Source organism: Porphyromonas sp. COT-052 OH4946, from assembly GCF_000765965.1.
Classification (GTDB): Bacteria; Bacteroidota; Bacteroidia; order Bacteroidales; family Porphyromonadaceae; genus Porphyromonas; species Porphyromonas gulae.
The window spans coordinates 12625-34833 of the sequence record NZ_JQZY01000030.1; the positions used below are offsets into that span (position 1 = coordinate 12625).

The 22209-nt window shown below is 49.0% G+C and carries 24 protein-coding genes and 1 pseudogene; 13 read left to right on the top strand and 12 right to left on the bottom strand.

What is annotated here, in order from left to right:
- Together HQ50_RS09770 and HQ50_RS12285 are read right to left on the bottom strand one after the other, a co-directional pair.
- The gene (locus HQ50_RS09770) at nucleotides 1-591 is read right to left on the bottom strand and encodes a hypothetical protein (protein ID WP_018965750.1); all 591 of its coding nucleotides are present in this window, start codon (nucleotides 589-591) and stop codon (nucleotides 1-3) included.
- Nucleotides 592-943: 352 nt separating this feature from the next.
- Nucleotides 944-1012: a DUF1661 domain-containing protein gene (locus HQ50_RS12285; RefSeq protein ID WP_230587268.1), complete on the bottom strand. Its 69-nt coding sequence runs from the start codon at nucleotides 1010-1012 to the stop codon at nucleotides 944-946.
- On the opposite strand from HQ50_RS12285, the gene HQ50_RS12290 reads away from it, so the two are divergent.
- Both HQ50_RS12290 and HQ50_RS09780 read left to right on the top strand, forming a co-directional pair.
- The gene (locus HQ50_RS12290; protein WP_230587254.1) at nucleotides 981-1073 is read left to right on the top strand and encodes a DUF1661 domain-containing protein; all 93 of its coding nucleotides are present in this window, start codon (nucleotides 981-983) and stop codon (nucleotides 1071-1073) included. The genes HQ50_RS12285 and HQ50_RS12290 overlap by 32 nt on opposite strands.
- A gap of 268 nt (nucleotides 1074-1341) precedes the next feature.
- Nucleotides 1342-2559: a T9SS type A sorting domain-containing protein gene (locus HQ50_RS09780; RefSeq protein ID WP_039430159.1), complete on the top strand. Its 1218-nt coding sequence runs from the start codon at nucleotides 1342-1344 to the stop codon at nucleotides 2557-2559.
- A gap of 80 nt (nucleotides 2560-2639) precedes the next feature.
- Here the strand turns inward: HQ50_RS09780 and HQ50_RS09785 are convergent, their stop codons facing one another.
- Nucleotides 2640-5522, bottom strand: a complete 2883-nt coding sequence (locus tag HQ50_RS09785) for an ATP-binding protein (RefSeq protein ID WP_039430161.1) — start codon at nucleotides 5520-5522, stop codon at nucleotides 2640-2642.
- A 280-nt stretch (nucleotides 5523-5802) separates the two neighbouring features.
- On the opposite strand from HQ50_RS09785, the gene HQ50_RS09790 reads away from it, so the two are divergent.
- Nucleotides 5803-6621: a T9SS type A sorting domain-containing protein gene (locus HQ50_RS09790; RefSeq protein WP_039430163.1), complete on the top strand. Its 819-nt coding sequence runs from the start codon at nucleotides 5803-5805 to the stop codon at nucleotides 6619-6621.
- Nucleotides 6622-6916: 295 nt separating this feature from the next.
- On the opposite strand, the gene HQ50_RS09795 is transcribed toward HQ50_RS09790, so the two are convergent.
- The 5 genes and pseudogenes from HQ50_RS09795 to HQ50_RS12400 form a co-directional block, all read right to left on the bottom strand.
- A complete protein-coding gene (locus HQ50_RS09795) occupies nucleotides 6917-7237 on the bottom strand; it encodes a hypothetical protein (protein ID WP_152566936.1) in 321 nt (106 codons plus the stop codon).
- A gap of 32 nt (nucleotides 7238-7269) precedes the next feature.
- Nucleotides 7270-8283, bottom strand: a complete 1014-nt coding sequence (locus HQ50_RS09800; RefSeq protein WP_039421856.1) for a peptidoglycan DD-metalloendopeptidase family protein — start codon at nucleotides 8281-8283, stop codon at nucleotides 7270-7272.
- Nucleotides 8284-8689: 406 nt separating this feature from the next.
- Nucleotides 8690-8977, bottom strand: a complete 288-nt coding sequence (locus HQ50_RS09805; RefSeq protein ID WP_039421855.1) for a hypothetical protein — start codon at nucleotides 8975-8977, stop codon at nucleotides 8690-8692.
- A 107-nt stretch (nucleotides 8978-9084) separates the two neighbouring features.
- Nucleotides 9085-9237 carry a hypothetical protein gene (locus tag HQ50_RS11750; protein WP_160216973.1) on the bottom strand — a complete coding sequence of 51 codons (153 nt, stop codon included), beginning with the start codon at nucleotides 9235-9237 and terminating at the stop codon, nucleotides 9085-9087.
- A gap of 119 nt (nucleotides 9238-9356) precedes the next feature.
- Nucleotides 9357-9593 (bottom strand): annotated as a pseudogene (locus tag HQ50_RS12400) (hypothetical protein); the annotation flags it as partial.
- Between HQ50_RS12400 and HQ50_RS12405 the strand changes: the two are divergent.
- The 6 genes from HQ50_RS12405 to HQ50_RS09835 all read left to right on the top strand — a co-directional run bounded on the left by HQ50_RS12405 (nucleotide 9502) and on the right by HQ50_RS09835 (nucleotide 14936).
- Nucleotides 9502-9705 carry a DUF1661 domain-containing protein gene (locus HQ50_RS12405; RefSeq protein ID WP_152566937.1) on the top strand — a complete coding sequence of 68 codons (204 nt, stop codon included), beginning with the start codon at nucleotides 9502-9504 and terminating at the stop codon, nucleotides 9703-9705. The pseudogene HQ50_RS12400 and the gene HQ50_RS12405 overlap by 92 nt on opposite strands.
- 271 nt (nucleotides 9706-9976) lie before the next feature.
- Nucleotides 9977-11524, top strand: a complete 1548-nt coding sequence (locus tag HQ50_RS09815; RefSeq protein ID WP_026292358.1) for a glycine--tRNA ligase — start codon at nucleotides 9977-9979, stop codon at nucleotides 11522-11524.
- Nucleotides 11521-12084 (top strand): FKBP-type peptidyl-prolyl cis-trans isomerase, encoded by a 564-nt coding sequence (locus HQ50_RS09820; protein ID WP_018965955.1) that lies wholly within the window; start codon nucleotides 11521-11523, stop codon nucleotides 12082-12084. The genes HQ50_RS09815 and HQ50_RS09820 overlap by 4 nt, the downstream gene beginning before the upstream one ends.
- Complete coding sequence (gene surE / locus HQ50_RS09825) at nucleotides 12081-12851, top strand: 5'/3'-nucleotidase SurE (RefSeq protein WP_018965954.1); 771 nt, start codon at nucleotides 12081-12083, stop codon at nucleotides 12849-12851. Before HQ50_RS09820 ends, surE begins: the two co-directional genes overlap by 4 nt.
- 37 nt (nucleotides 12852-12888) lie before the next feature.
- Nucleotides 12889-14040 carry a lipid-A-disaccharide synthase gene (gene lpxB, locus HQ50_RS09830; RefSeq protein WP_039430169.1) on the top strand — a complete coding sequence of 384 codons (1152 nt, stop codon included), beginning with the start codon at nucleotides 12889-12891 and terminating at the stop codon, nucleotides 14038-14040.
- Nucleotides 14037-14936: an AraC family transcriptional regulator gene (locus HQ50_RS09835; RefSeq protein WP_039430172.1), complete on the top strand. Its 900-nt coding sequence runs from the start codon at nucleotides 14037-14039 to the stop codon at nucleotides 14934-14936. Before lpxB ends, HQ50_RS09835 begins: the two co-directional genes overlap by 4 nt.
- Before the next feature lie 43 nt (nucleotides 14937-14979).
- Here the strand turns inward: HQ50_RS09835 and HQ50_RS12720 are convergent, their stop codons facing one another.
- The gene (locus HQ50_RS12720) at nucleotides 14980-15090 is read right to left on the bottom strand and encodes a DUF1661 domain-containing protein (RefSeq protein WP_235317996.1); all 111 of its coding nucleotides are present in this window, start codon (nucleotides 15088-15090) and stop codon (nucleotides 14980-14982) included.
- On the opposite strand from HQ50_RS12720, the gene HQ50_RS11890 reads away from it, so the two are divergent.
- The 3 genes from HQ50_RS11890 to HQ50_RS09845 all read left to right on the top strand — a co-directional run bounded on the left by HQ50_RS11890 (nucleotide 15089) and on the right by HQ50_RS09845 (nucleotide 17739).
- Nucleotides 15089-15199, top strand: a complete 111-nt coding sequence (locus HQ50_RS11890) for a DUF1661 domain-containing protein (RefSeq protein WP_235318006.1) — start codon at nucleotides 15089-15091, stop codon at nucleotides 15197-15199. The genes HQ50_RS12720 and HQ50_RS11890 overlap by 2 nt on opposite strands.
- Nucleotides 15200-15731: 532 nt before the next feature.
- Nucleotides 15732-17153 carry a chromosomal replication initiator protein DnaA gene (dnaA, locus tag HQ50_RS09840; RefSeq protein ID WP_039430174.1) on the top strand — a complete coding sequence of 474 codons (1422 nt, stop codon included), beginning with the start codon at nucleotides 15732-15734 and terminating at the stop codon, nucleotides 17151-17153.
- A 13-nt stretch (nucleotides 17154-17166) separates the two neighbouring features.
- A complete protein-coding gene (locus HQ50_RS09845; RefSeq protein ID WP_039430177.1) occupies nucleotides 17167-17739 on the top strand; it encodes an acyltransferase in 573 nt (190 codons plus the stop codon).
- A 1-nt stretch (nucleotide 17740) separates the two neighbouring features.
- Here the strand turns inward: HQ50_RS09845 and HQ50_RS09850 are convergent, their stop codons facing one another.
- Nucleotides 17741-18760: an acyltransferase gene (locus HQ50_RS09850; RefSeq protein WP_039430180.1), complete on the bottom strand. Its 1020-nt coding sequence runs from the start codon at nucleotides 18758-18760 to the stop codon at nucleotides 17741-17743.
- Between the two features lie 79 nt (nucleotides 18761-18839).
- Here HQ50_RS09850 and HQ50_RS09855 point away from each other — a divergent pair, with 79 nt between their 5' ends.
- Entirely contained in the window at nucleotides 18840-19544 is a 705-nt protein-coding gene (locus HQ50_RS09855; RefSeq protein WP_039430182.1) for an NAD-dependent deacylase, read from the top strand.
- A gap of 74 nt (nucleotides 19545-19618) precedes the next feature.
- On the opposite strand, the gene HQ50_RS09860 is transcribed toward HQ50_RS09855, so the two are convergent.
- Together HQ50_RS09860 and HQ50_RS09865 are read right to left on the bottom strand one after the other, a co-directional pair.
- On the bottom strand, nucleotides 19619-20773 hold the full coding sequence (locus tag HQ50_RS09860; protein WP_039430184.1) for a metallophosphoesterase: 1155 nt from the start codon (nucleotides 20771-20773) through the stop codon (nucleotides 19619-19621).
- A 52-nt stretch (nucleotides 20774-20825) separates the two neighbouring features.
- The gene (locus HQ50_RS09865) at nucleotides 20826-22205 is read right to left on the bottom strand and encodes an MATE family efflux transporter (protein WP_039430186.1); all 1380 of its coding nucleotides are present in this window, start codon (nucleotides 22203-22205) and stop codon (nucleotides 20826-20828) included.
- Between the last annotated feature and the right edge of the window lie 4 nt (nucleotides 22206-22209).

The following is a 22209-nucleotide window of genomic DNA, read 5'->3' on the forward strand; positions in this document are numbered from 1 at the left end:
TTAGAAAAGCATTTCTACCAGCCTGGGGCGCAAGAAACTCTTGAAGAGATTGATGAACTCTTCCTCGCCGAATTGGATCTTGTAAGAGCCATCCTGAGGTTGGATGGTGTAGGCCACCGGTTGATTGTTCACCTCTTTGACCGTCACCTTATTGTTGAGCAATTCTTTGGCGTTGCTCTCGAAATAGGATTGAAGGGCAGCGGCGTTTTGCGTGGAAATAATGATGTTTTCGCCCGATGCCCAATTCTTGGCCATATCGAGCATCATCTGCTGCATAAATTCGGGGTTGGTCGATGCCGCTTTCACATTAGCCGACACGATCTCGCCGGTAATCTGATCCACAATGGTACTCTTGAGCGACTCCAGCATCTGACCGGCATAAAGCTTCAGTTCGGATTCCGTATTCTGCTGAAATTCAGTTGCCTTCTTCTTTGCATCGCTTACAATGCGCTCGGCCTCAGCCTTGGCATTATTGATCGTCTCTGCGCTTTTGGCCTCAGCCTCAGCGATAATTTTCGCGGCCTGTTCGTTGCCTTTTTCGACACCTTCGCGATAAATTTTGTCAGTTAGTTCCTGGATTTTAGAGTCCATTGTTCTTGATTCTTTATTATGGTAGTATTTGATTCCGAATTAAGCGTCTGCAAAGATAGTACAAATCCGTAAATCACAATCAGTTTCACGCTTTTGCGCTTCTGTGGCATGAGCCTTTTGCAAGGCCTCCCGATATAGCCAAGCAGCAAGCTGCAAGCATCGGTCAAAAGGAGAGGCAATTTGTCGTTTAGCAATTATAAATCCGTATTCGATATAGTACCGAGTTTCGGCCTTTCGGACAGGGGCTATCCTCCGATATGAAGCCATAGAGTTTCGATGTCGGTCCACCGGATCAATATCCGCAAAGCTGTTGCTTTGTGTTTACGAGCCAGAAACGCTCCGATTGTGGTGCCTAAATCCTGAAAAAACGGCGTGAGAATTTTTTCGTTTTGGCGCGAGATTTTTTTACCCCCCGAACCAAAAGCAAAAAATTCTCGCGCCACGTTTTCAGGAGTAACAAACGCAAAAATTTTGGCACGTAAACAGGCCCAACAGAGATGATGTATTCCGGACTTTTTTAATGGCTATTTGTAATAGAGTATTGTATTCCCCATAATCATAGTTCCTGAGTCATTGCCACAAAGAGGGACACTTAAAATCCGGTCGTAAGCTCCATATTCACTCATTTTTTGTACGTAAACGTCTTTTTCCAAACTTTAATATTTATATTTATCCCGAAAAATTACCCAATAGAGATCGGGGCGATTGTCGATCCATCTTAAGTCATACAATCCAATAATCATTATTGAAATGAAAAAAACGACTATTATTTCTTTGATTGCCTTCGGAGCTTTCTTTGCAGCCACGGGCCAAACCAAGGACAATTCTTCTTACAAGCCTTTTTCGAAAGAAGATATTGCCGGAGGAGTTCGCACTCTCCCGATCCCAAAACGTGTACAGAAAGACAACGCCGAGTGGCTTCTGACAGCGACCGTCTCCACAAATCAGACGGCTGATACTTACTTCATATTCGATGAGGACAATCGCTACATCGGCCGCGACATAAAAGTGAATGGGGTAAGAAAATCTACGGACTCCATCTATTACGATGCCAATGGGAGGATATCGCATGTAGACCTTTATGTCTCTTTCTCCGGAGGAGAACCTGCACTCGACACCCGATTCAAGTACACCTACGATGCCGAAGGGAAGATGAGCGCAAGGGAGGTATTCATGCTGATCCTGGATCCGAACAACCCTATGTCGCGTGTAGAATATCATTATAACGAGGAGGGGCGACTGACCCATTGGATTTCCTTTGCTTTCGGCTCAGAGTCCCAAAAGAACACGTACTTCTACAATGACAAAGGTCTCTTGTCCCAAGAAGTGCTAAGCAATGTAATGGGTACCACCTATGTAGATGCGGGCAAAGTGGAATACAGCTATGACGAGGCTGACAATATGGTGAAGGCTCTGTACTTCATTGTCCAGCAAGGACAGGGCTGGGAAGTGCTCAAAAGTGAAGAATATACCTACGATGGCAATATCTGCACACAGTATTTGGCCATCAATGGCACCGACACGAAGGTGTACAAGCGAGACATCGAGAGCGACAAGTCCATCTCCGCAAATGTCATTGCCATTCCGTCAATGCCGGAACAGACCTGGCCTAATATGTACGGATTCAATGCAATGCGGCTGAAAGAGACTTATTCCTCTTACGAAGGGGATGTGGCTACTCCTGTGTTCGACTATATCTATACGTACAAGGCCCTCACCTCGATGGCAACACCTTCGACAGAAGCTCAGGTGGCAGTCTACCCCAATCCGACAACGGACCGGTTAGTGATCCTGGCCAATGGCATCACGCATCTGAGCATGTACGACTTGCAGGGTAAGCTTGTCCGTGAGTGTCCCGTGAGTGGCGACAAGGTGGAAATGGGTGTCGCATCTTTGACCCAAGGGACATACCTGCTTAAAGTGAATACGGATCAGGGAGCCTTTGTGAGGAAAGTCGTGATTCGATGATGTAGTTCAAATCGAATTTAGAAGAAAGGAGCTGTACGACAAGGGATCCCCCCTGCGTACAGCTCCTTATTTCATTGGGATCAAACAGTCTCCATGTCGTTCCCCGGCATGGCAAGGAGTTTTTGCCGGTATTGGGAGGGAGAGCAGTTCATGTAGCGTTTGAAAGTGCGAGAGAAGTAAGCCGGATCCGAAAAGCCTGCCTCAATGCTGATGTCGGAGATGTTTTTGCTCTCATCGGCAAGGAGCTTGCAGGCCAATTTTATCTTGATCTGCTGTATATAGCCGATGGCGGAGCAACCTACGACACTCGTGAGCTTTCTGTTGAGCTGGGATGGACTCATGCACATTTTTTCGGCCAAGTCCTGAGCGGAAAAGTCCGGATTCTGTTTGACCCCACCGGACACTGCATCCTTGGCAGCAAGGAGGAACTGCATGCTGCTGTCGTCTATCGGTTGAGGTTCCTCCTCCGGCTTCCGATCCAGCATGAGTTTTTGCATATAGAACTTCTTGAGCGACTCACGGTCTTTCAGAAGCTGCTCGATCTGCACCAGAAGTTCCTCCGGAGAGAATGGCTTGCACAGATAAGAGGCTACACCGCTTTTGATTCCCTCCAATCTGTCCTGCTCGGTACTCTTGGCCGTCAAAGCGACAATGGGAATATGGCAGAGAAGAGGCGATTGTTTCATCCGGATCGTCATTTCTATCCCATCCATTATCGGCATCATAATGTCCGTAATGATGATGTCGGGAATATGCTCGGTAGCGAGGGCTATACCCTCTTTTCCGTTTGCGGCGGATAGCACATTGAAGCGATCGCAAAGGAGGAGTTTGACGAGCAGGTTGATATCCTTATTGTCCTCGACGAGCAGTATGGTTGGACGTTCGTCCTCGAAGCGATGATTCGGAGCCGCTACCACCGGAGATGTCGCCGAGTCATCGGGTTCGACGTGGACAGGCATGACAATGTCATCGGAGGAGGGTAGCCAAGGAAGAATCTCTGCCGAAGAGGACTGGTTCCGTGTAGGGATACTAATGGTGAAGGCACTTCCTTTCCCCGGCTGGCTTTCTACTTTGATCGTACCACGAAGGTTTTCGACCAGTATATTGGTAAACGAGAGTCCGACACCCGATCCATGCTTTTCGGTAGCAGACTGTCCTCGATAGAAGATGTCGAAGATATGAGCCTGATCGGTTTTATCTATTCCTATACCGTTGTCTGCAACGCGTATGATCAGATTTTTTTCATTCTTGGTTTTTGCCAGAGATATGACCACTCTCCCTCCGGCAAAAGAATACTTGATGGCATTGGACAAAAGATTGGATATGATCTTTTGCAAGTAGGAGGGGATGAAGTCCACGACAATAGGTTTGCTCTCAGCTTGCAGTTCCAAAGTTATGTCCTGAGCTTGTGCGTATGGAGTAAATGAATCGATGAGAATCTGTACGAAGGAGACGATGTCGCCATTGCGCCATTCGGGTGTGGATATTCCGCTTCTGATCTTGCAAATATCCAACAGCTGATTCACCAAATTCAGCATATGGCTACTTTGTCTGTCTATTATCTTGTGCAGTTCGGCTCTGTCCGATGCTTGGAGATCAGGACTCGACCTCATTTTCTCATTCAAGCCTTGTATGACGGTGATCGGCGTACGAAATTCGTGTGTAATGCCGGTGAAAAAGCTGGAGCGAAGCTTATCCGTCTCTTTGATCAGTTTGTTGTGCTTCTTCCCCTGACGGTATGCATAGGTCAGAACAGAAATCAAAAGAATCGAGATGAAAAGGGCAAAAAGAGTACTCAAGAGGATAAACTTCGATTTCTCTTGTTTCGCCTTGCTTACCTGTTGTATTTCTTCAAGCTCTTTTTGGGACTTGTTGCGTTCGTAGTTGAATCGCGTCTCTTGTATGCTGCTGACCTTATGCGCAATGGACATACTGTCGCTCAACGTCTTGCTCAGACGGAATGTCTCGAGGGCTTGTTTGTATTCCTTTTTACGCTTAAGGTTCTCGTATTGGAGATTGTATATTTCTATCAGATGCGAAGTCGAATTAATTTCTTTCGCAGTCTCTTCGGCCAAAGAAATGAAATGCTGGTAGAGCTTTTCGTTCCCCTGTTTAAGATTGATACGTGCCATCGGGATACAGGAGTTCAACCAATGCCATCGATCGGATAGCTGTTCCATCAGTTTGTATGCCGTAGCATACTCTTGTAAAGCCTTTTGATAATCCCCTTTTTCTTCGTCTACTTCTCCGAGATTGATGCTACAGAGACCGATACCCATCAGATTCTCTGCCAGAAGATTCTGCTCTAAAGACAAGAGGTAGTAGGTGCGAGCTTTGTCGTATTCTTTGCGTTGTCGATAGATACGCCCGAGGTTTGCGTAGTTGATAGCCTCCCCGAGACGACTGTCGAGTTCTTTCTCCCCCTGCAGTGCTTCGTGGAAATTCTTTTCGGCTTCATCATAATATCCCAGCTCAAGATTAACGTTACCGATTCCGTTTAGGGCTGCCGATCTGGCTTTGATAGCCGGCTTGTATTGCTTCCCGCTAAAGGATTCTATCAAGGCAAGAGCCTTGTAATGATAATCCGAAGCTTCGGCCAGAGCACCGATACGTCGGCTATCGGTGCCAAGGTGGTTCCATGCCTGTGCGGCTACAATGGTGTCCCTTAGCGTCAACGCCGCAGTCAATCCTTTTTGGTGGTATAGCATTGCATCTGTGTACTGGGACATATTGCGCATCAGCTTGCCTACCTCGATAGCAAACAGCATTTGCCCCACCAGATTCTTATCTTGTACACTTTCTTCGTAAAGCTGTTTGACAGAGTCTGCAGAGAGCTCTTTTTCATACAGCAATGCAGAGATGCGCTTTTTTTCTTGGGCGACTTCAGTCACAGAGCGTTTTTCTTTTTTACCACATCCGACCAAAATCGATAATACGAGCAATAACGGGAAAAGTATTTTCATCGGACTCTCCGTATGTGAAATTTTCGGTAAAGCTAATCAAACACAGATAATCTAACACATAAATCGTAGTCTGCGAAACAATATTATACGGCCTGCAGATTGTTCATTTGAATTATTTCCTATATTTGCGGAGGCACTGTTGAAAAAGAAGAAGAAAATTTTTCGATTTTCCACGTGATGACAAGCTGACAAACGAGAAAATAAGAGAATAGAAGGAGTGGAAGTCCGTGACTTTTGCCTCTTCTTTTAACAAGTATAACTTAATAAAAACAAACGAAAAATGAAAAAAGCATTACTTATTGGTGCTGCTCTTTTGGGTGCAGTCAGTTTTGCTGGTGCTCAGTCTTTGAGCGCAATCAAAGTACAGAACAATTCAGTACAGCAACCTCGCGAAGAAGCCACTATCCAAGTTTGTGGAGATCTGCCCGCAGAAATTCCTACCGTTGGAACACAGCAAGCAGGACTCATGGCTGTTGCAGCCAAATTTGACAGTGATGATCTTGAAAACTACGTTGGATGGGAAATCAAAAGCGTTGATTTCTTCCCTGGACATGAAGGTTGTAAGTACACTTCTGCTGTATGGGCTGATGATATGACTATTTTGGGCGAATCAGTAGAAAGTGATCCGGTAATGCAGCAGATCAACAATCTTGCTCTTAAGACAGGTGTAAAGATTGAAGCCGGCAAGACTTACACGATCGGTTACAAGGCTAACACCGATGGTGGATTTCCTCTCGGTTGCGATGAGGGTCCTGCAATTGACGGTTATGGAGATTTGATTTCTCTCTCAGAAGACGGAGAAACTTTACCACCGTTCGTATCTCTGCATCAAGAAGTTCCTTCCTTAAATTACAACTTCTATATCGTTGTTCATTTGAGCAAGGGTGAAGGTGTTGAGGCTGTTCTCACCAACGACAAGGCTAATGCTTATGTTCAGAATGGCGTTATCTATGTAGCGGGAGCTAATGGTCGTCAAGTATCTCTGTTCGACATGAACGGTAAGGTTGTTTACACCGGCGTTAGCGAAACGATTGCAGCTCCTCAGAAGGGTATGTATATTCTCCGTGTAGGTACTAAGAGCATCAAGCTGGCTATCTAATTTGAGTACCCTTATATCTGATAGGCATGACCCTTTTCAGGTATAACTATCGTAAAAACACAGCGAATTTCGATTCGCTGTGTTTTTCTTTTTTATTCGTGACGCCTTCAAGTGGGATAAACACCTAATCAGCCATAAAAAGCGAGAAAGAAAATAGACCAGAAGCTGATTCCGAAGCGGAGTACGTTTTATTTTTCCAGTCCTGCAGCAACGGAGTCAAAGCCGACTTAGTTTTCTGTATGGGTAGGCTCAATGGTATTTTGGCTAATGCATATACAACTTACCTAGTCGTCCCTTAAAAACGCCCTTTAAGCCAGATACAATTATCAAATGGTTTCTCACTTATTATTTTGATCATGAGCCAAAGAGCCATGAAGGCTCTTTTGCACCTGCTCAAAATAATAAGCGAAAAGCTAAGCGAGAGACCATCGATGAATGACTTCTCACTTGCAAATGCTTTTGCACCTGCATCAGCCCTTCCGGCGTTTGAATCATCTCCATATTTTTCAAAGGTCTCCCGAAAGACATAAAAATATCCCTCAAAGCCTAAAGCCGGTGGCTTAATCAACCGCAAACCGAAAAGAAAAGAGGCTGCGCCAAAAATGAATTTTGACACAGCCCCTTTTTCTTTTTTTCTCCGAGAGCGTTTTATTTGATTCTCAAAGCTTTGCCCGGAGTCAAAACCTTGTTTTGGCTGATGCCGTTAGTCGCACAGAGCTTCTTTACGGAAGTACCATGTCGTTTGGCTATTTTCTCCAATGTGTCGCCCTTTTTGATTCTGTAGGTCATTGGAGAAGATGCTCGTCTGTCTCGCTTGCCATTCTTGGCGTAGCGCGAAGGTGCCGGAGAGGCTTTGGCGTAACGAGAGTTGGTTCCTCGTTTGAATGTGTAGACGTCTCTGAGGGGTACTCCATTGCCGAAGTCGATAATGGTGCTCGGATTGATGGGGATACCCATAAAACGAGTCTCGAAATGGAGATGAGGTCCTGTGCTACGTCCTGTGCTGCCACCTAATCCGATCGGTTGTCCTGCACGAACGATCTGGTTTTCCTCCACCAATTGGCGGCTCATGTGTCCATACACTGTCTCCAGACCATTCGGATGACGCAGGACTACGTAGTAGCCGTAGCCACGACCTTCGTAGCTGCGTACACGAACTTTCCCGTCGAAGGCTGCTCGTATCGTGTCGCCACGATTCACTGAAAGATCAATACCATAATGCATCCGCCCGAAACGCCGGCGGTAGCCAAATTCAGAGGTGACCTGCTTATCTTCGACGGGCATCACGAACGAAGAGCAGTCAATGTCGTAGGAGTCCGGAATTTCGACATCGGTTCGTGCGCCCACAAAGGGGTTCACATACTCGCTCCAAGAATCTTCACCATATAAATCTATGGCGGGGTAATTAAGGGCTTCCATCGCCAGCCGACTTTCGTATTCGGCATTCCTTACCTCTTTTTCAGAAGAAATCTTGTTGCGGAACTCGAGTCGATCGGCAACCATGTTGCCCAAGTAGCGTACAGAGTCCGAAGGCTTTGTACGTTCGGTCTTTGCTTTGCTTTTCACTTGGTTATTGCGCACATTTCGGACCGGGGTCACAGCCTGGGTTGCAGAAATGAAGCACAGCGAACAGCAAAGCAGAAGGATCGATTTTTTCGACATATTTCTGTTCCTGTTTTAAAATAAGATTAGGCAGTCGGCTCTACGCTGAAAGGTCATGGGAAAGAGCGCTCCCGAGTCTGCCGCTGAAAAAAATTTGCCTCAAAGGTGTAATAAAAAATCCGAATAACCATGCTTTTCGTTAGGCTTTTTCTCTTTTTGCACACATTTCGCATCCGTGTGCAAGGTTTTGGCTCGCTTTAGGACATGATCGTTTGTGTGCTTGATCATGGCCATCTCCCGTTAGTCAAAAAGGTGCTTCAAAGTCTGTAGAAAAAGAGGATGCAAATCCGATCCTTAGTGGGCATTGGATCTTCTGACATCCTCTTTTTATCTATATGATCCCCTCCGGCAGGAAGAGGCTGTAGCTTCAGCTGCGAGGCGCGCAGTCCCTTTGGGGAAGATTATCTTATTCTCCGATAAATAGTTTGTCCGTGCGATCTGGTCCGTTGCTGATCAGGTAAAAACCGAGACGCATACCGCAGGAGATGGTCATCGACCCCGATGTGGCCATCGTTTCAAATGCCAGACGTCCATTCATGCCATATACACGGATTGCTTGTCCTACGATCAGATTCTCCAAATGGAGCATGCCGTCAGAGTAGCGCGCTGCAAGGCGGGAGGGAGCGGCCTCTACTGAGTTCAAGGACGTTGCCGTTCCTTCATACTCCACCCATGCCGATCCGTTCCAAGCCATTACATCCTATTTTTTAGCTTTTGCACGAGCTGCATGATCCGGGGTTATGATATTGCCTTCGGATGCAGATAGTACTGCTGCAAAGAGTGCGCCGGGAGATTGTAGTGTCATTTGAGGCAGAGATTCTTCACGATCTCTTCCGTTTCGGCCTCTTTGATATTGTTCTTGGCTACGGAGATGAAATAGAGTTCGGGCTTATTGCTTATATCGAGTTTGGATATCTTGTTGTCCTGACAGGAAATCATGATCAGCTTGTCCATGCCGGTCACGTTCAGTTCGGTCAGCTTATTCGAATTGCATTCGATGTAGTTGAGTTCATGGTTTTTGGTTATATCGATCGACGTGAGTTTATTCTTGCTAACTTATATCAACTATTTTCTTAAATTAATAATGCGCTTATATGATGTCGAACAAACTTGCTAAAATTGAGGATAAAAACAAGTGTAATTAGTGCTTGCAATCCCCGAAATGACGAGCTTGGGGGCTGTGGAGCGGCCCGTATTGTCCGATAGGGTAGCTTGGGCATGGGGTGGGGAGGGGGGCGTTCGTGGCTGATAGCTTTGGCAATTACGAACCTAAAATGCTCCGATTCCGGCGCGTGTTTTCTGAAAAAGTGGCGCGAGAAAAATTTCGTTTTGGCGCGAGATTTTTTTCATTCCCGCGCCAAAAGAAAAAAGTTTACGCGCCACGTTTTTCGGATCGGGAAACCCAAAAGAAATCAGCCGTAAATCACGGTAACGCAAAAACCTTGTAGGACCTTTCCTCCCAACGAACTGCCCGCTTCTGCTCATGATGAGAGCCGAGGGGAAGAGCTCCCCGATAAACAAGGAAAGAGGTGCAACCTGATCTTACAGCCATTCGGATACCTTCGGGGAAATGCGTCGAAGGCTGATCGGACTGTGCCGGCTCCTCAAATCGGTTGGGACAGTATTGAAGAAAAAGGATTATTTTCGCGAGGTAAAACGTAGGAATACAATAAGATTCACACATCAAGATAGCATGGCACAACAGGAAGATCTCTTCAAAAAAATAGTCTCACACTGCAAAGAATACGGCTTCGTCTTTCCCTCTTCCGAGATATACGACGGTCTGGCTGCTGTGTACGACTATGCACAATACGGTTCTGAACTGAAGAACAACATCAAACGCTACTGGTGGGAAAGCATGACCCTGCTGCATGACAATGTGGTAGGTATCGACTCCGCCATCTTCATGCATCCTTCGATCTGGAAGGCTTCCGGACACGTGGATGCGTTCAATGATCCACTCATAGATAATAAGGACTCCAAGAAGCGTTATCGTGCGGATGTCCTCGTGGAAGATCATTTGGCCAAAATAGACGAAAAAATAGCGAAGGAGGTAGCCAAGGCAGCCAAACGCTTCGGCGATGCATTCGACGAGGCTCAATTCCGTGCCACCAACGCCCGTGTGATCGAATATCAGCAGAAGCGAGATCAGATACACGAACGCTTTGCTGCTGCACTGAACGACAACAATCTGGAGGAAATCCGTCAGATTATCCTCGACTGCGAGATCGTCTGTCCGATCAGCGGCACGCGCAACTGGACAGAGGTACGCCAGTTCAACCTGATGTTTGCCACGGAGATGGGTTCCACGGCCGATGGTGCCATGAAGGTATATCTCCGTCCCGAAACGGCTCAGGGTATATTCGTCAATTTTCTGAACGTACAGAAGACGGGACGAATGAAGATCCCTTTCGGAATTTGTCAGATAGGCAAGGCCTTCCGCAATGAGATCGTAGCCCGTCAGTTCATCTTCCGGATGCGCGAGTTCGAACAAATGGAGATGCAGTTCTTCGTCCGACCGGGTGAAGAGCTGCAGTGGTTCGAGAAGTGGAAAAAACTCCGTATGCAGTGGCACCGTGCCCTCGGCTTCGGAGACGACAAATACCGTTTCCACGATCATGACAAGCTGGCACACTATGCCAATGCTGCCACCGATATTGAGTTCGAGATGCCGTTCGGCTTCAAAGAAGTGGAAGGGATCCATAGTCGGACAGACTTCGACCTCTCTCGCCATGAAGAGTTCAGCGGCAAGAAACTGCAGTATTTCGATCCCGAATTGAACAAGAGCTACGTGCCGTATGTGGTGGAAACCTCCATCGGACTGGATCGAATGTTCCTGACGATTCTCTTCGGATCGTATTGCGAAGAGGAGACTTCCAACGGCGAGATGCGCGTAGTGCTGAAGTTGCCCGCAGCGCTGGCCCCCGTGAAGCTGGCCGTACTGCCTCTGGTTCGCAAGGATGGTCTTGATACGAAGGCTCGGGAGATTGTCCACGACCTCCGTTTCGACTTCGCCTGCCAATACGATGAGAAGGACTCTATCGGCAAACGCTACCGCCGTCAGGATGCCATCGGTACTCCTTTCTGTATCACGGTGGATCACCAATCGCTCGAAGACAATACCGTGACTATCCGCTATCGCGACACGATGGAGCAGGAGCGCGTGGAGATCAGCCGTTTGAATGCCATTATCTCGGAATATGTAAGCCTCAAGAGCTTGCTCAAAAAGATAGACCTATGAAAACGAAAAAGAATATCATCATGGTGGCCCTTGGGCTGATGCTGGTAAACGTCCTCCTTGTTTTCTCCTCGTGCGAGAAAAGGCCGAATGAGGAAAAACAGCGTCGCCACGACAACGAAGTGGCCTTCAACGCCTATGCAGACAGCACCAACTTCAAGAAAGCATCTGTCGATGGTTCGACCGCATACGTTTACATGCGCTGGATAACAAACGGTACGGGCACAGAGCATCCGATTGCTACCTCCCGTGTGGAGGTCCACTATCAAACGTACCGTTTGGTAGGGAATATCATGGTGGACGGAAACTATAACTCCGAAAAGCCGGCGCGTATCACACTTTACAGAAATGAGAAGGATAAGGCGATTACCGGCTTCCGCATTGCTTTGCAGAATATGGTCATCGGAGACGAGTGCGAGTTCATTGTCCCCTGGTATCTGGCCTATGGAGAAACGGGAGTGCCTGCATCGGGCGCAAATCTCATAGCCATCCCTTCCTATTCCGCACTTCGCTTTATCGTGAAGCTTAGTGGCATTATTCCTGAAGAAGAAGACAAAAAATGAAAGCCGAGCCGATTGAAATTTTAGTTTCGAATGACGATGGTTTTCGAGCACAAGGCGTCCGCGAGCTGGCAGAGGCCCTGCGCTCATTGGGGAATGTCACGATCGTAGCTCCCGACGGGCCACGATCCGGAGCTTCGGCTGCCATTACCTCCACTCTGCCCATCAAGCTCAAGCTTCGGCACAGAGAGGAAGGCTATACCGTGTATAGTTGTACGGGAACGCCGGCGGACTGCGTGAAGCTGGCGATGAATACGGTATTCAAGGAGCGCAAGCCCGATCTGCTGGTTACGGGGGTCAATCACGGCAACAATGCCGGCATCTGCGTAATCTATTCCGGCACGGTGGGTGCTGCAATGGAAGGATGTGTATGCGATGTACCGGCTCTGGCCGTTTCGCTCGACGACCATAGCGAGATCTGCGATATGAGTCATGCCACGGCCTATGCCGTGCTTGTCAGTCGTATGATCCTGAAGAATGGCTTGCCTCAGGACACGATGCTAAGCATGAATGTTCCGAAGGGAAAACCTTTGGGGCTAAAGCCTTGCGCCGTCACGGACGGTCGTTTTGTCGACGAATACATGGCGTCCGAAGATGCACGCGGCAATGCCGTCTATTGGATGACGGGACGTCAGATCAACAAAGGAACCATAGAGGGCGATTTGGAGCTGATGCGTGCGGGCTACGTTACGCTATCTCCCATCAAGTTGAACATGACTTCCAGACGTTATCTGCCTGTTTTGGAAGAGCTTCTCAAGGAGCTTGACTGATCTCTTCTCCCCCTTTCCCTGATTTTTCCTATTGCCTATGCGCTATTTCATCGTAGCCGGCGAAGCCTCGGGCGACCTGCATGGATCCAATCTGGTTCGTGCCTTGAAAGAGCACGATCCGGAGGCTGTATTTGCTTTCATGGGAGGGGATTTTCTGTCCGAGGCGACCGGGGAGCAGCCAATCTTTCATTACAGGGAAGTAGCCTTCATGGGCTTCATTCCGGTACTCACCCACCTCGGCGTCATTCGGCGCGCAGGAGAGCATGTGCAGGAGCAGATGCGAGCTTTTAACCCCGACGTTGTCATCGCAGTAGACTACCCGGGCTTCAATATGCGCTACGTGCTTCCGTTTGTACGCGAAGAGCTTGGCAAGCCGATCGTCTATTACATCTCGCCCAAGGTCTGGGCATGGAAATTCTGGCGGATCAAGACGTTGAAGAAATACGTCGATCTCATGCTCTGCATCTTGCCTTTCGAGAAAGATTTTTTTGCCCGACACGATTTTCCTGTCGTCTATGTAGGCAATCCGTGCTACGATGCCGTGAAGCAACACATGCGGCCAACGATCGAAGAGCAGGAGCATTCAGTCAAGGATTCTCGTCAAGTAGCTCTTCTCTGTGGGAGTCGCTTGCTCGAAGTCAAGGAGAATTTGCCCGTGATGCTACGGGTGATGAAGCAATTCCCCGACTACCGACCTGTCATAGCCGGTGCGCCCGGACTGACGATGCAAGACTACGTCCCGTTCTTGCCCGACGACTCTGTTCCCGTTGTATTCGGACATACGTATGAAATACTGCGAGAGAGCAAAGCAGCCCTCGTAACCTCCGGAACGGCTACGCTCGAAACCGCCCTGATCGGTACGCCGCAGGTCGTATGCTATTATATCCGAGGAGGCCGACTGACCAATCTGATTTTCAAGTATTGCTTTAGTACACCTTTCATCTCGCTGACCAACCTCATTGCCGGCAGGGCTGTAGTGCCCGAGCTTTTCGGAGCCTTGTTCACGGAGAAAAGGTTGGCCGCAAGCCTCTCTCCGCTCCTTGATACTTCCTCCGCAGAGCGACAAGCGCAGTTGTCCGGATACGACTGCATCCGCAAAAGCATCGGCACGGACAATGCGTCGGACAAGGCTGCCCGTTGCATAATAGCTCGCTTTGCCAAAGATAACGCCCGACCATCCTCCTTATGAGCATTCATATCTGTCAGCCTGTCTCTCCCAAAGAAAAGCCAAATGGCTTCCTGAACAACAGCCGACCGACCACGGCTCTGTCCGGATTGCCCGAACTCCATACGATAGGACAAGGAGCTGATTTGGAAATCTGGACCAAAGACAGCCATGCTTTGCTCTTCCTGCTCAAAGGAGAGCTGGCCGTATTCGTTGGGCGAGAATCCGGCAATTCGCAATTATCGGGAGATAATGTCGTTCTCTTAGCTGCCAATCTGCGTATAAGACTTAGAGCCGAAAAAGGACCGGTTACGCTCATCTGCTTTTATTTCCACCCCACACTCCATTTATGCCTCGGCATTTGTCCCTCCTCGGGCAATAAGAAAGAATGCCGGAGACGAACTGAGATCGTTCACATCTCCTCCTTGCAACGAGAGACAATGGTGAACTCGTGGCTCCACTCTGTGATGGGATATTTATCAGAAATGCCCACTTCGTCCGAGATATTCGAGCTGAAACTGCGCGAACTCTTCTGCATCTTGCGCTCACGCTACGAGAAGGCGCTCTTAGACAACTTTCTCTCCTCCTTCCACTGTCAGAACAAGGGGTTTCGCGCTTTCGTATTCCGACACCATTTGGAGTGCCGATCGGTAGAAGAGCTTGCAGCCAAAATGAATCTGTCGCTCAGTTCTTTCAAGCGTCACTTCAATCAGGAATTCGGCTGTCCGCCACTCAAATGGATGCACGAAGAGCGAGCCAAGCATATCTACTCGGACTTGGCCGATCCGTCTCTGTCTCTCAAGGAAATAGCGGACAAGAACCTCTTCTCCTCCGTGAGTTACCTCTGTGCTTTCTGCCGCAAGATGCTCGGCAATACACCCCTGCAACTCCGCAAAGCAATTGGACGACAGTCCAAATAAGCTCCCCTCCTTCTCCTCTATTTAAGATTAAGAGCAAGCAGAATCATCTGCTTTTTCTTCCCTCCTTGTCTCCGTGGTTCTTTCTATTCCGGTGCGGGAATTGACCGGAATGCGGTTCGTGTTTTCTGAAAAAGTGGCGCGAGAATTTTTTCATTCCGGCGCGAGAATTTTTTCATTCCCGAACCAAAACGAAAAAATTCTCAGACCGCGTTTTTCGGCGTGATAAACCGCGATTTTTTAGCATGTGCAAGGAGCGTCAATGAAATTTCCCTTTCGGTACCTTACACATCGAATTTCAAAAGATATGGATCTCCCGTGCAGGATGTTTTCGGGATTCCTCGGTCTATGATATTTTTGTTCCTGGTCGGACACATCTGTACCGAGATGCGAAGATAGGTATCCGAAGATGCCATTTTTCCACAGTCTGTACTCAATTTTAGGGGGGGACTACGTATTTCCCTTATTTCGATTCATTGTAAATAAAAGCACTGTTGAAAAATTTTTCGCTCTTGGCTCGCAACCTCTTTGTACACAAACAAATCGGGCATGCAGCTTGGTTGTTGATAACTCCATTATTCATCAGTCGAAAAAACAGCAATATCCTGAAAAACAGAGGTATACAGGTATTTCGTTCGTTGTTTATATCTCGGGGTTATAACCGCCTGAAAACAATATAGATACAGTTCTTCTGAATTATACTACACTTTTTGCCGATTGTTTTTTTGCTCTTTTGTTTGAACCTTTGCTATCCCTAAAGGAGCAATGAATAACCGCTCCCAAAATGATAATTTTTAGATGAACTACCACTCGACCGACGTAAACGAAATATGGGACGCGTGTCTTCGCATCCTTCAGGATATTGTAGATGAGCGAGCATACCGCACATGGTTCTTGCCTATCGTGCCGGTATCTATTGAGGGCGATACGCTTACCTTACAAGTGCCGAGTCAGTTCTTCTGTGAGTTTTTGGAGGGCAATTTCGTAGAGCAGCTGCGTACGGTGCTGGGGCGTGTCATAGGTCCCAACGCATCATTACAGTACAATGCCCTTGTGGACAACAGTTCGCCCAAATATCCCGGCACGGTGACATTGGCCGGTTGTGCCGGCGGTGGGCAGGCAGCCGAACAGTTCGATGCCAATTTGCTACACAGGCACATGCCGAGTACGGCTACGCATAGCGAGGCACAGGATTTCGACACGCAGCTCAACAGCAGGCTCAATTTCCGCAACTTCTACCAGAGCGAATGCAACTATGTAGCTCGCTCAGTGGCTGAAGCCATCGCCGCCAGCCCGGGCAATACGCCGATGAATCCGTTCTTTATATATGGAGCTTCCGGTGTGGGCAAGACGCATCTGTGCCATGCCTTGGGCCTTCGTGTCAGAGAGATACACCCCCGGTTGAAAGTACTATACGTATCGAGCCATTTGTTCGAGATGCAGTTCACTACGGCAGCCCGTATGGGGACGATCAATGACTTCATCGCCTTCTATCAGCAGGTGGATGTACTGATCATCGATGACATCCAATGGTTGATCGGCAAGAAGAAAACACAACTGGCTTTCTTCCAAGTGTTCAATCACCTCTATATGCTCGGCAAACAGATAGTCCTGACGTCGGACAAACCTCCTGTGGACCTTAACGGGATGGAGGAGCGGTTGGTCACTCGTATGGCCGGTGCTACTTGTGTCAAGATAGAACGTCCGGATTTGAAGTTGCGTCGCGAGATACTCCAGCAGCGTACGCTCCAGAGCGGAGTCCGGCTGGACGAATCGGTGCTGAACTTTATCGCCGAGAATGTCTGCGACAACGTTCGTGAACTGGAAGGCACCCTCGTATCCTTGATTACAAATTCGGTGGTTGTGGGTAAGGAAATCGACCTGACCTTTGCCAAACGGATTGTCCGCCAAGCTGTCAGACTGGAGAAAAAGGAAGTCACCATCGAGTGCATCCAGCAGGCTGTCAGCCGTGTATTTCAGGTGCAGATAGAGCAGATGAAAAGCAAGAGCCGGAAGCAGGATATTGTACAGGCACGTCAGGTGGTCATGTTCCTCTCCAAGAAGCATACGGCTCAGTCCTTATCGGCTATCGGCGAACTGATGGGTGGGCGTAACCATGCCACCGTACTCCACGGCTGTCGCTGCGTGACGAACGAGATGGAGATGAATGCCTCGTTTCGTTCGTCGGTAGAACGTGCCGAACAGTTGATCGCCAATTGATACGCAGGTCTTTATGATTCATCCCACAGCGATAGTAGAAGACGGTTGTGTGCTTGGCCAAGGTACACGCGTATGGCACTTCTCTCACTTGATGGGCGGAGCCGAGGTCGGAGAGAATTGCAACATCGGGCAGAATGTCGTTATAATGCCGGGAGTACGATTGGGACGCGGATGTAAGGTGCAGAACAACGTTTCCCTCTATAGTGGTGTCGTATGCGAAGATTACGTATTCCTCGGACCGAGTTGTGTATTTACCAACGTGATCAATCCTCGTGCCTTTATTGAAAGAAAATCCGAATACCGCTCCACTCATTTGCGCGAAGGCGTCTCCATCGGAGCCAACGCCACTATCCTTTGTGGTATTACGATAGGAGCTTATGCCATGGTAGGAGCAGGAGCGGTGGTGATTAGAGATGTACCGCCTTACGCCTTGGTAGTGGGCAATCCTGCCCGCCGAATAGGTTGGGTAAGCCGTGTCGGTCACCGTTTGTCGTTCGATGACAAGGGGATGGCCGTCTGTCCTGAGACGGGCGAACGATACAGAGAGGTCGAAGAAACGGGTACGATAGAACCGATCTCGGACTGACCTACACCAAATGGCGGCATATCGGCAACCGCTTCATCAGCCGCACAACTCCCCAAGAAACGAAGAAAACCAATCCTACACGAACCGGTATGTTGAGCCATGCGCTTTGCATCAGGCCGGGGGTGGCGAGTACAAGTATCTTTGTCACCACGTTCAGCACAGCGATGTGCACCAGATAAATCCCTAAAATATCCCCTTGGATCTTCCCGATCCGTGCCAATTTTCCTCCACATTCTCCCCAAGAAACGAAGAAAGCGAAGAGACTGACAGCAGAAAGAACAATCAGTGGTGAGAGATTACGGTAGAAGTATAGCCCTTCGCCGTGCTCGAAAGCGTGCCGACTGGCGAAGAAGAGACAAATTGTAGAGAGTCCGTACAGGGAAAGAGCCGGTAAAGAACGCTTTGGAGCATGGCTCCTCAGCGTATAACCTACGAGGAAATATCCCAGATAATCCGGCCAGAGAAAGGGGAAAAAGCAGTTGTAGCCGAGTACGTAATCGTAGGTGTTGGACAATATCCCCAGCAGCAGCAATATGGTGGATAGTGTCCAAAGTTGTTTCCGAGCTGCCTTCTCTCCACCGGCTTCGCACCTGCGGATTATTTCGTTGAGCAGAGGAACGACCGCATACAGTCCCAGCAGCATCACCACATACCACAGATGAACGAACGAGCGTCCCTGCCAAAAGCCGGCAAGATAGGAACCTATGTCATCTCCCTTGAGCCACATCCACAGCCAATAGAACGGGAGCCAAAAGACAAGCAGTACCAGCAGTCGCGGTATTCGCTTCCGATAGAAATCTCCCCACGTCTCATTGCGTCCCAAGACGAAAGCCCCACTGATAATAACGAATAGAGGAACGGCCGGCTGAACGACCGCTTCCCAGCATAGACCGGCTATAAAGTTTGTACCCTCAGCCACTCCTTCGAGAACGTATTCTCCCGAAGTATGGATGCCGATTACCATCAATCCGGCCAGAACTCGCAGGACATCGACGGCGGTATGTCTCCCCTTGGTAGTCATAACTATCTGATAATTGCAGACAAATATACGGGGACTTCTCTTTATCTTTGTCAATAAACCCCTAAACGAAGGATACAACATGAATAAGAAAAGACTCGTCGTCTTGAGTGGCGCAGGCATGAGTGCCGAAAGCGGCATATCGACTTTTCGTGATGCCAACGGACTGTGGGAGAATTATCCCGTCGAAGATGTGGCCTCTATCGATGGGTTTAGGCGCAATCCTGCCCTCGTCCTCAAGTTCTACAATGCACGCCGACGCGACTATGCCGGTTGCAAACCGAATGCAGGCCATATCGGCCTGGCAGAAATGGAGAAGGAGTATGATGTGAGGATCGTCACACAGAATGTGGATGATCTGCACGAGAGAGCAGGCAGCACGCACGTCATTCATCTGCATGGAGAGCTGATGAAGAACAGATCTGTGGCCACAGACAGTGTACTCTATCCCGTAGACCCGACCAATCCCGATCTGCATGTGGGAGATCTGGCACCCGACGGCTGTCAGCTACGGCCGTTTATTGTCTGGTTCGGAGAAGCCGTTCCGATGATAGAGCCGGCCATCGAAGAGGTAACGCAGGCTGACATTCTCGTTGTCATCGGAACCTCTCTCAACGTTTATCCGGCTGCCGGACTATTGAATTATGCTCCTCGCAACTGCCCCATCTACCTGATCGATCCCAAACCCGTACGCAGCACCTCCCGGCAAGACATCCGGTATATCCAGGCTCCTGCCACGGAAGGCGTAAGGATGCTACGGCAAGAACTCTACGAAACAGACCGCTAAAAAAACACTAACCCCAAGGACCTGCCATCGTGGTGGTTCCTGGGGTTAATTGTATCTGTTCGTTTTTCGGAAGACTAACGAGCCTGTTTGTTTTCGGGGGCAAACCGAATATTCAGAATGACAATCTCGCTCTCCGTGAAAACACGAATAGCCGGTCCGGCCGCTCCTGCTCCTGAACTGACATAGAACTGCGTATGCCCTTTGCGAAGATAGCCCCATGATTTTTCAAAAGCCAGTCGGGTCAAAATCGTAAACGGCCAGATCTGTCCGTTGTGCGTGTGCCCGTACAGAGCCAGATCCACACCGGTCATCGCCACGCTGTCCAGCTTGTGCGGCTGATGATCGAGCAGGATAGAGGCCTTAGTGGTATCGACATATGGCATAAGTTCATGTAACGGAGCACGGAAGACATTCGTGCTATCGTCCCGTCCTATCAGATAGAAAGCATTGCCCGGGGTGACAACCTGATCGATCACCAGATGGCCGATCGAACGGAACCACTCCCGCTTCTCTACTTCGTCCGCCCTGTATTCATGATTGCCCAGCACATAGTAAGCTCCCATAGGCGTCTCGTCCTGCAGGCGGCGCATATACTCCGTGATGCTGTCCCGACGAGCATATCTGCCATGATAGTCGATCATATCCCCACCGATCAGAACAATATCCGGACGTTCGGCCAAAGTCCTCTCCACCATCTCGCGGATATGGCCGGCCGTCACCGTCTCGCTGATATGAATATCCGTGAGCAGGGCTGCTCTCATGGACTGCCTTCCGTCTATGGCCGGTCTGTCCAGACGAATGTCCATATGCTTTACTACGGGATAGCGTACGATATTCAGACCATGTATCACGATCAGAGCCGAGTACAAGCCTATGAAAACGAACAGTCCCAATCGGATGCGAGCCTGCACTCTTTCGGACAGCCTGTCGAATCTGTGCAGGAAATGCCTGTCCACGACACGGGCAATCTCTACGATCACCATGGCAAACATGGCATAAATGGACATGACAAACCAGAACCCCGTGACAGACATAATACAGCTCATCACGGCATCGGGCAAAACCCTGTTGCCGGCAAACCCTATTAGATACAGGGCGAATACTACACCCATCAGAAGGTGAAAACCTTTGCGCCAAAGGCTCTTTTGCGGCAGCGCCTGTCCTCCTCGGTATGCGATGTAGAGGGTGAGAAGATATTGCAGGAGGAAGGCTTCGAGAAATACTTTCATCGTTCCGGTAAGATTATCTGAGTCATGAAAAGGATTCGGTTCTGTAAGATGATTACTCGGCGAAAGTAGTTTTTTTCGATTGATTGAAATGCTTCATCTGTATGGTAATCAGCACAAAAGCCAAAACGACCGAGGCCAGATCACTGATCGGCAGACTCCACCACACGCCGTCCAACCCCATGAATCGGGGGATAATCAGCAAACAGGGAATCAGGAAGATGATTTGGCGCGTCAGGCTCAGGAAAATAGCCTTATGGCTGAAGCCGATGCTTTGGAAGAATTGGGTCGTGGTGACTTGAAAGCCGACCAAAGAAAGCCCGATCAAGGCCGTGCGAAGAGCCGGAGCAGATAGCGCTATCATCTGTTCGCTATCGGTGAACAGCCCCACGATCGTCCTCGGCATAAGCATAGCCAGAGCAAAACCGAGAAAGCTGACCAGTAGATTGACGCCACAACTGTAGCGATAGGCCGACTTCACTCGTCCCAGATTCTTAGCCCCGTAGTTGAAGCCCACGATCGGCTGCATCCCCTGAGCCACACCGATGATAATCATGAAAAAGAGCATGGCATAGCCATTGATAATCCCGAATGCTCCGATGGCCAAATCGGTAGTCTCCGGCGTGTCGCCATAGGATACGAAGGAGCGATTCATGATGATATTCACAAGGCTCCCTGTAAGATGCATGGCGAAGGGTGCTACCCCTATAGCCGTGATGCCGCCGATCACGGGCATCGAAAGGCGGAAAGCCGAACGGTGGAAACGTACGATGCTGTCCTTACGGAAAAAGTGCGAAAGGACGTAGACCGAACACACTATCATGGAGATGACTGTCGCTATGGCGGCTCCGCTTATCCCCATCCCCAACGGATAGATGAAGATGTAGTCCAGCACCACGTTCGTCATAGCCCCGATAATCATCGTGATCATGGCTTTGCGCGGATAGCCTGAAGCTCTCATGATAGCATTGTAGCCAAAGCTCAGAGCCGAGAAGATATTGGCAGGAACCACGTATTGGAGGTATTCCATGGCGTAGGGCAACGTACGTTCGCTGGCTCCGAACAGCCGAAGCAGCGGTTCCATGAAGATATAGCAGGGGATAATGGTCAGGGCTTGTGTGAAGAAGGTCAGGAAGATGGCATTGGCCAGTGTGTGTTCGGCCCCTTTTATGTCTTTTCTCCCCAGCAGGATGGAGACTCGCACGGACGCACCGGCTCCCACCAGCATACCGAAGGCCATCAGGAAGATCAGGATCGGGAAGGTGATAGCCAAGCCCGACAAGGCATATTCGCTCACCCCGTTCCCGATGAAGATACGGTCTACGATGTTGTATAGCGAATTGACTGCTGTGCCCACCACTGCCGGCAGAGCATAGTGAAACAGCAGTTTGGGTATCTTTTCCGATTCTAATGCTTGGATCTGTTGGGATGACATAATT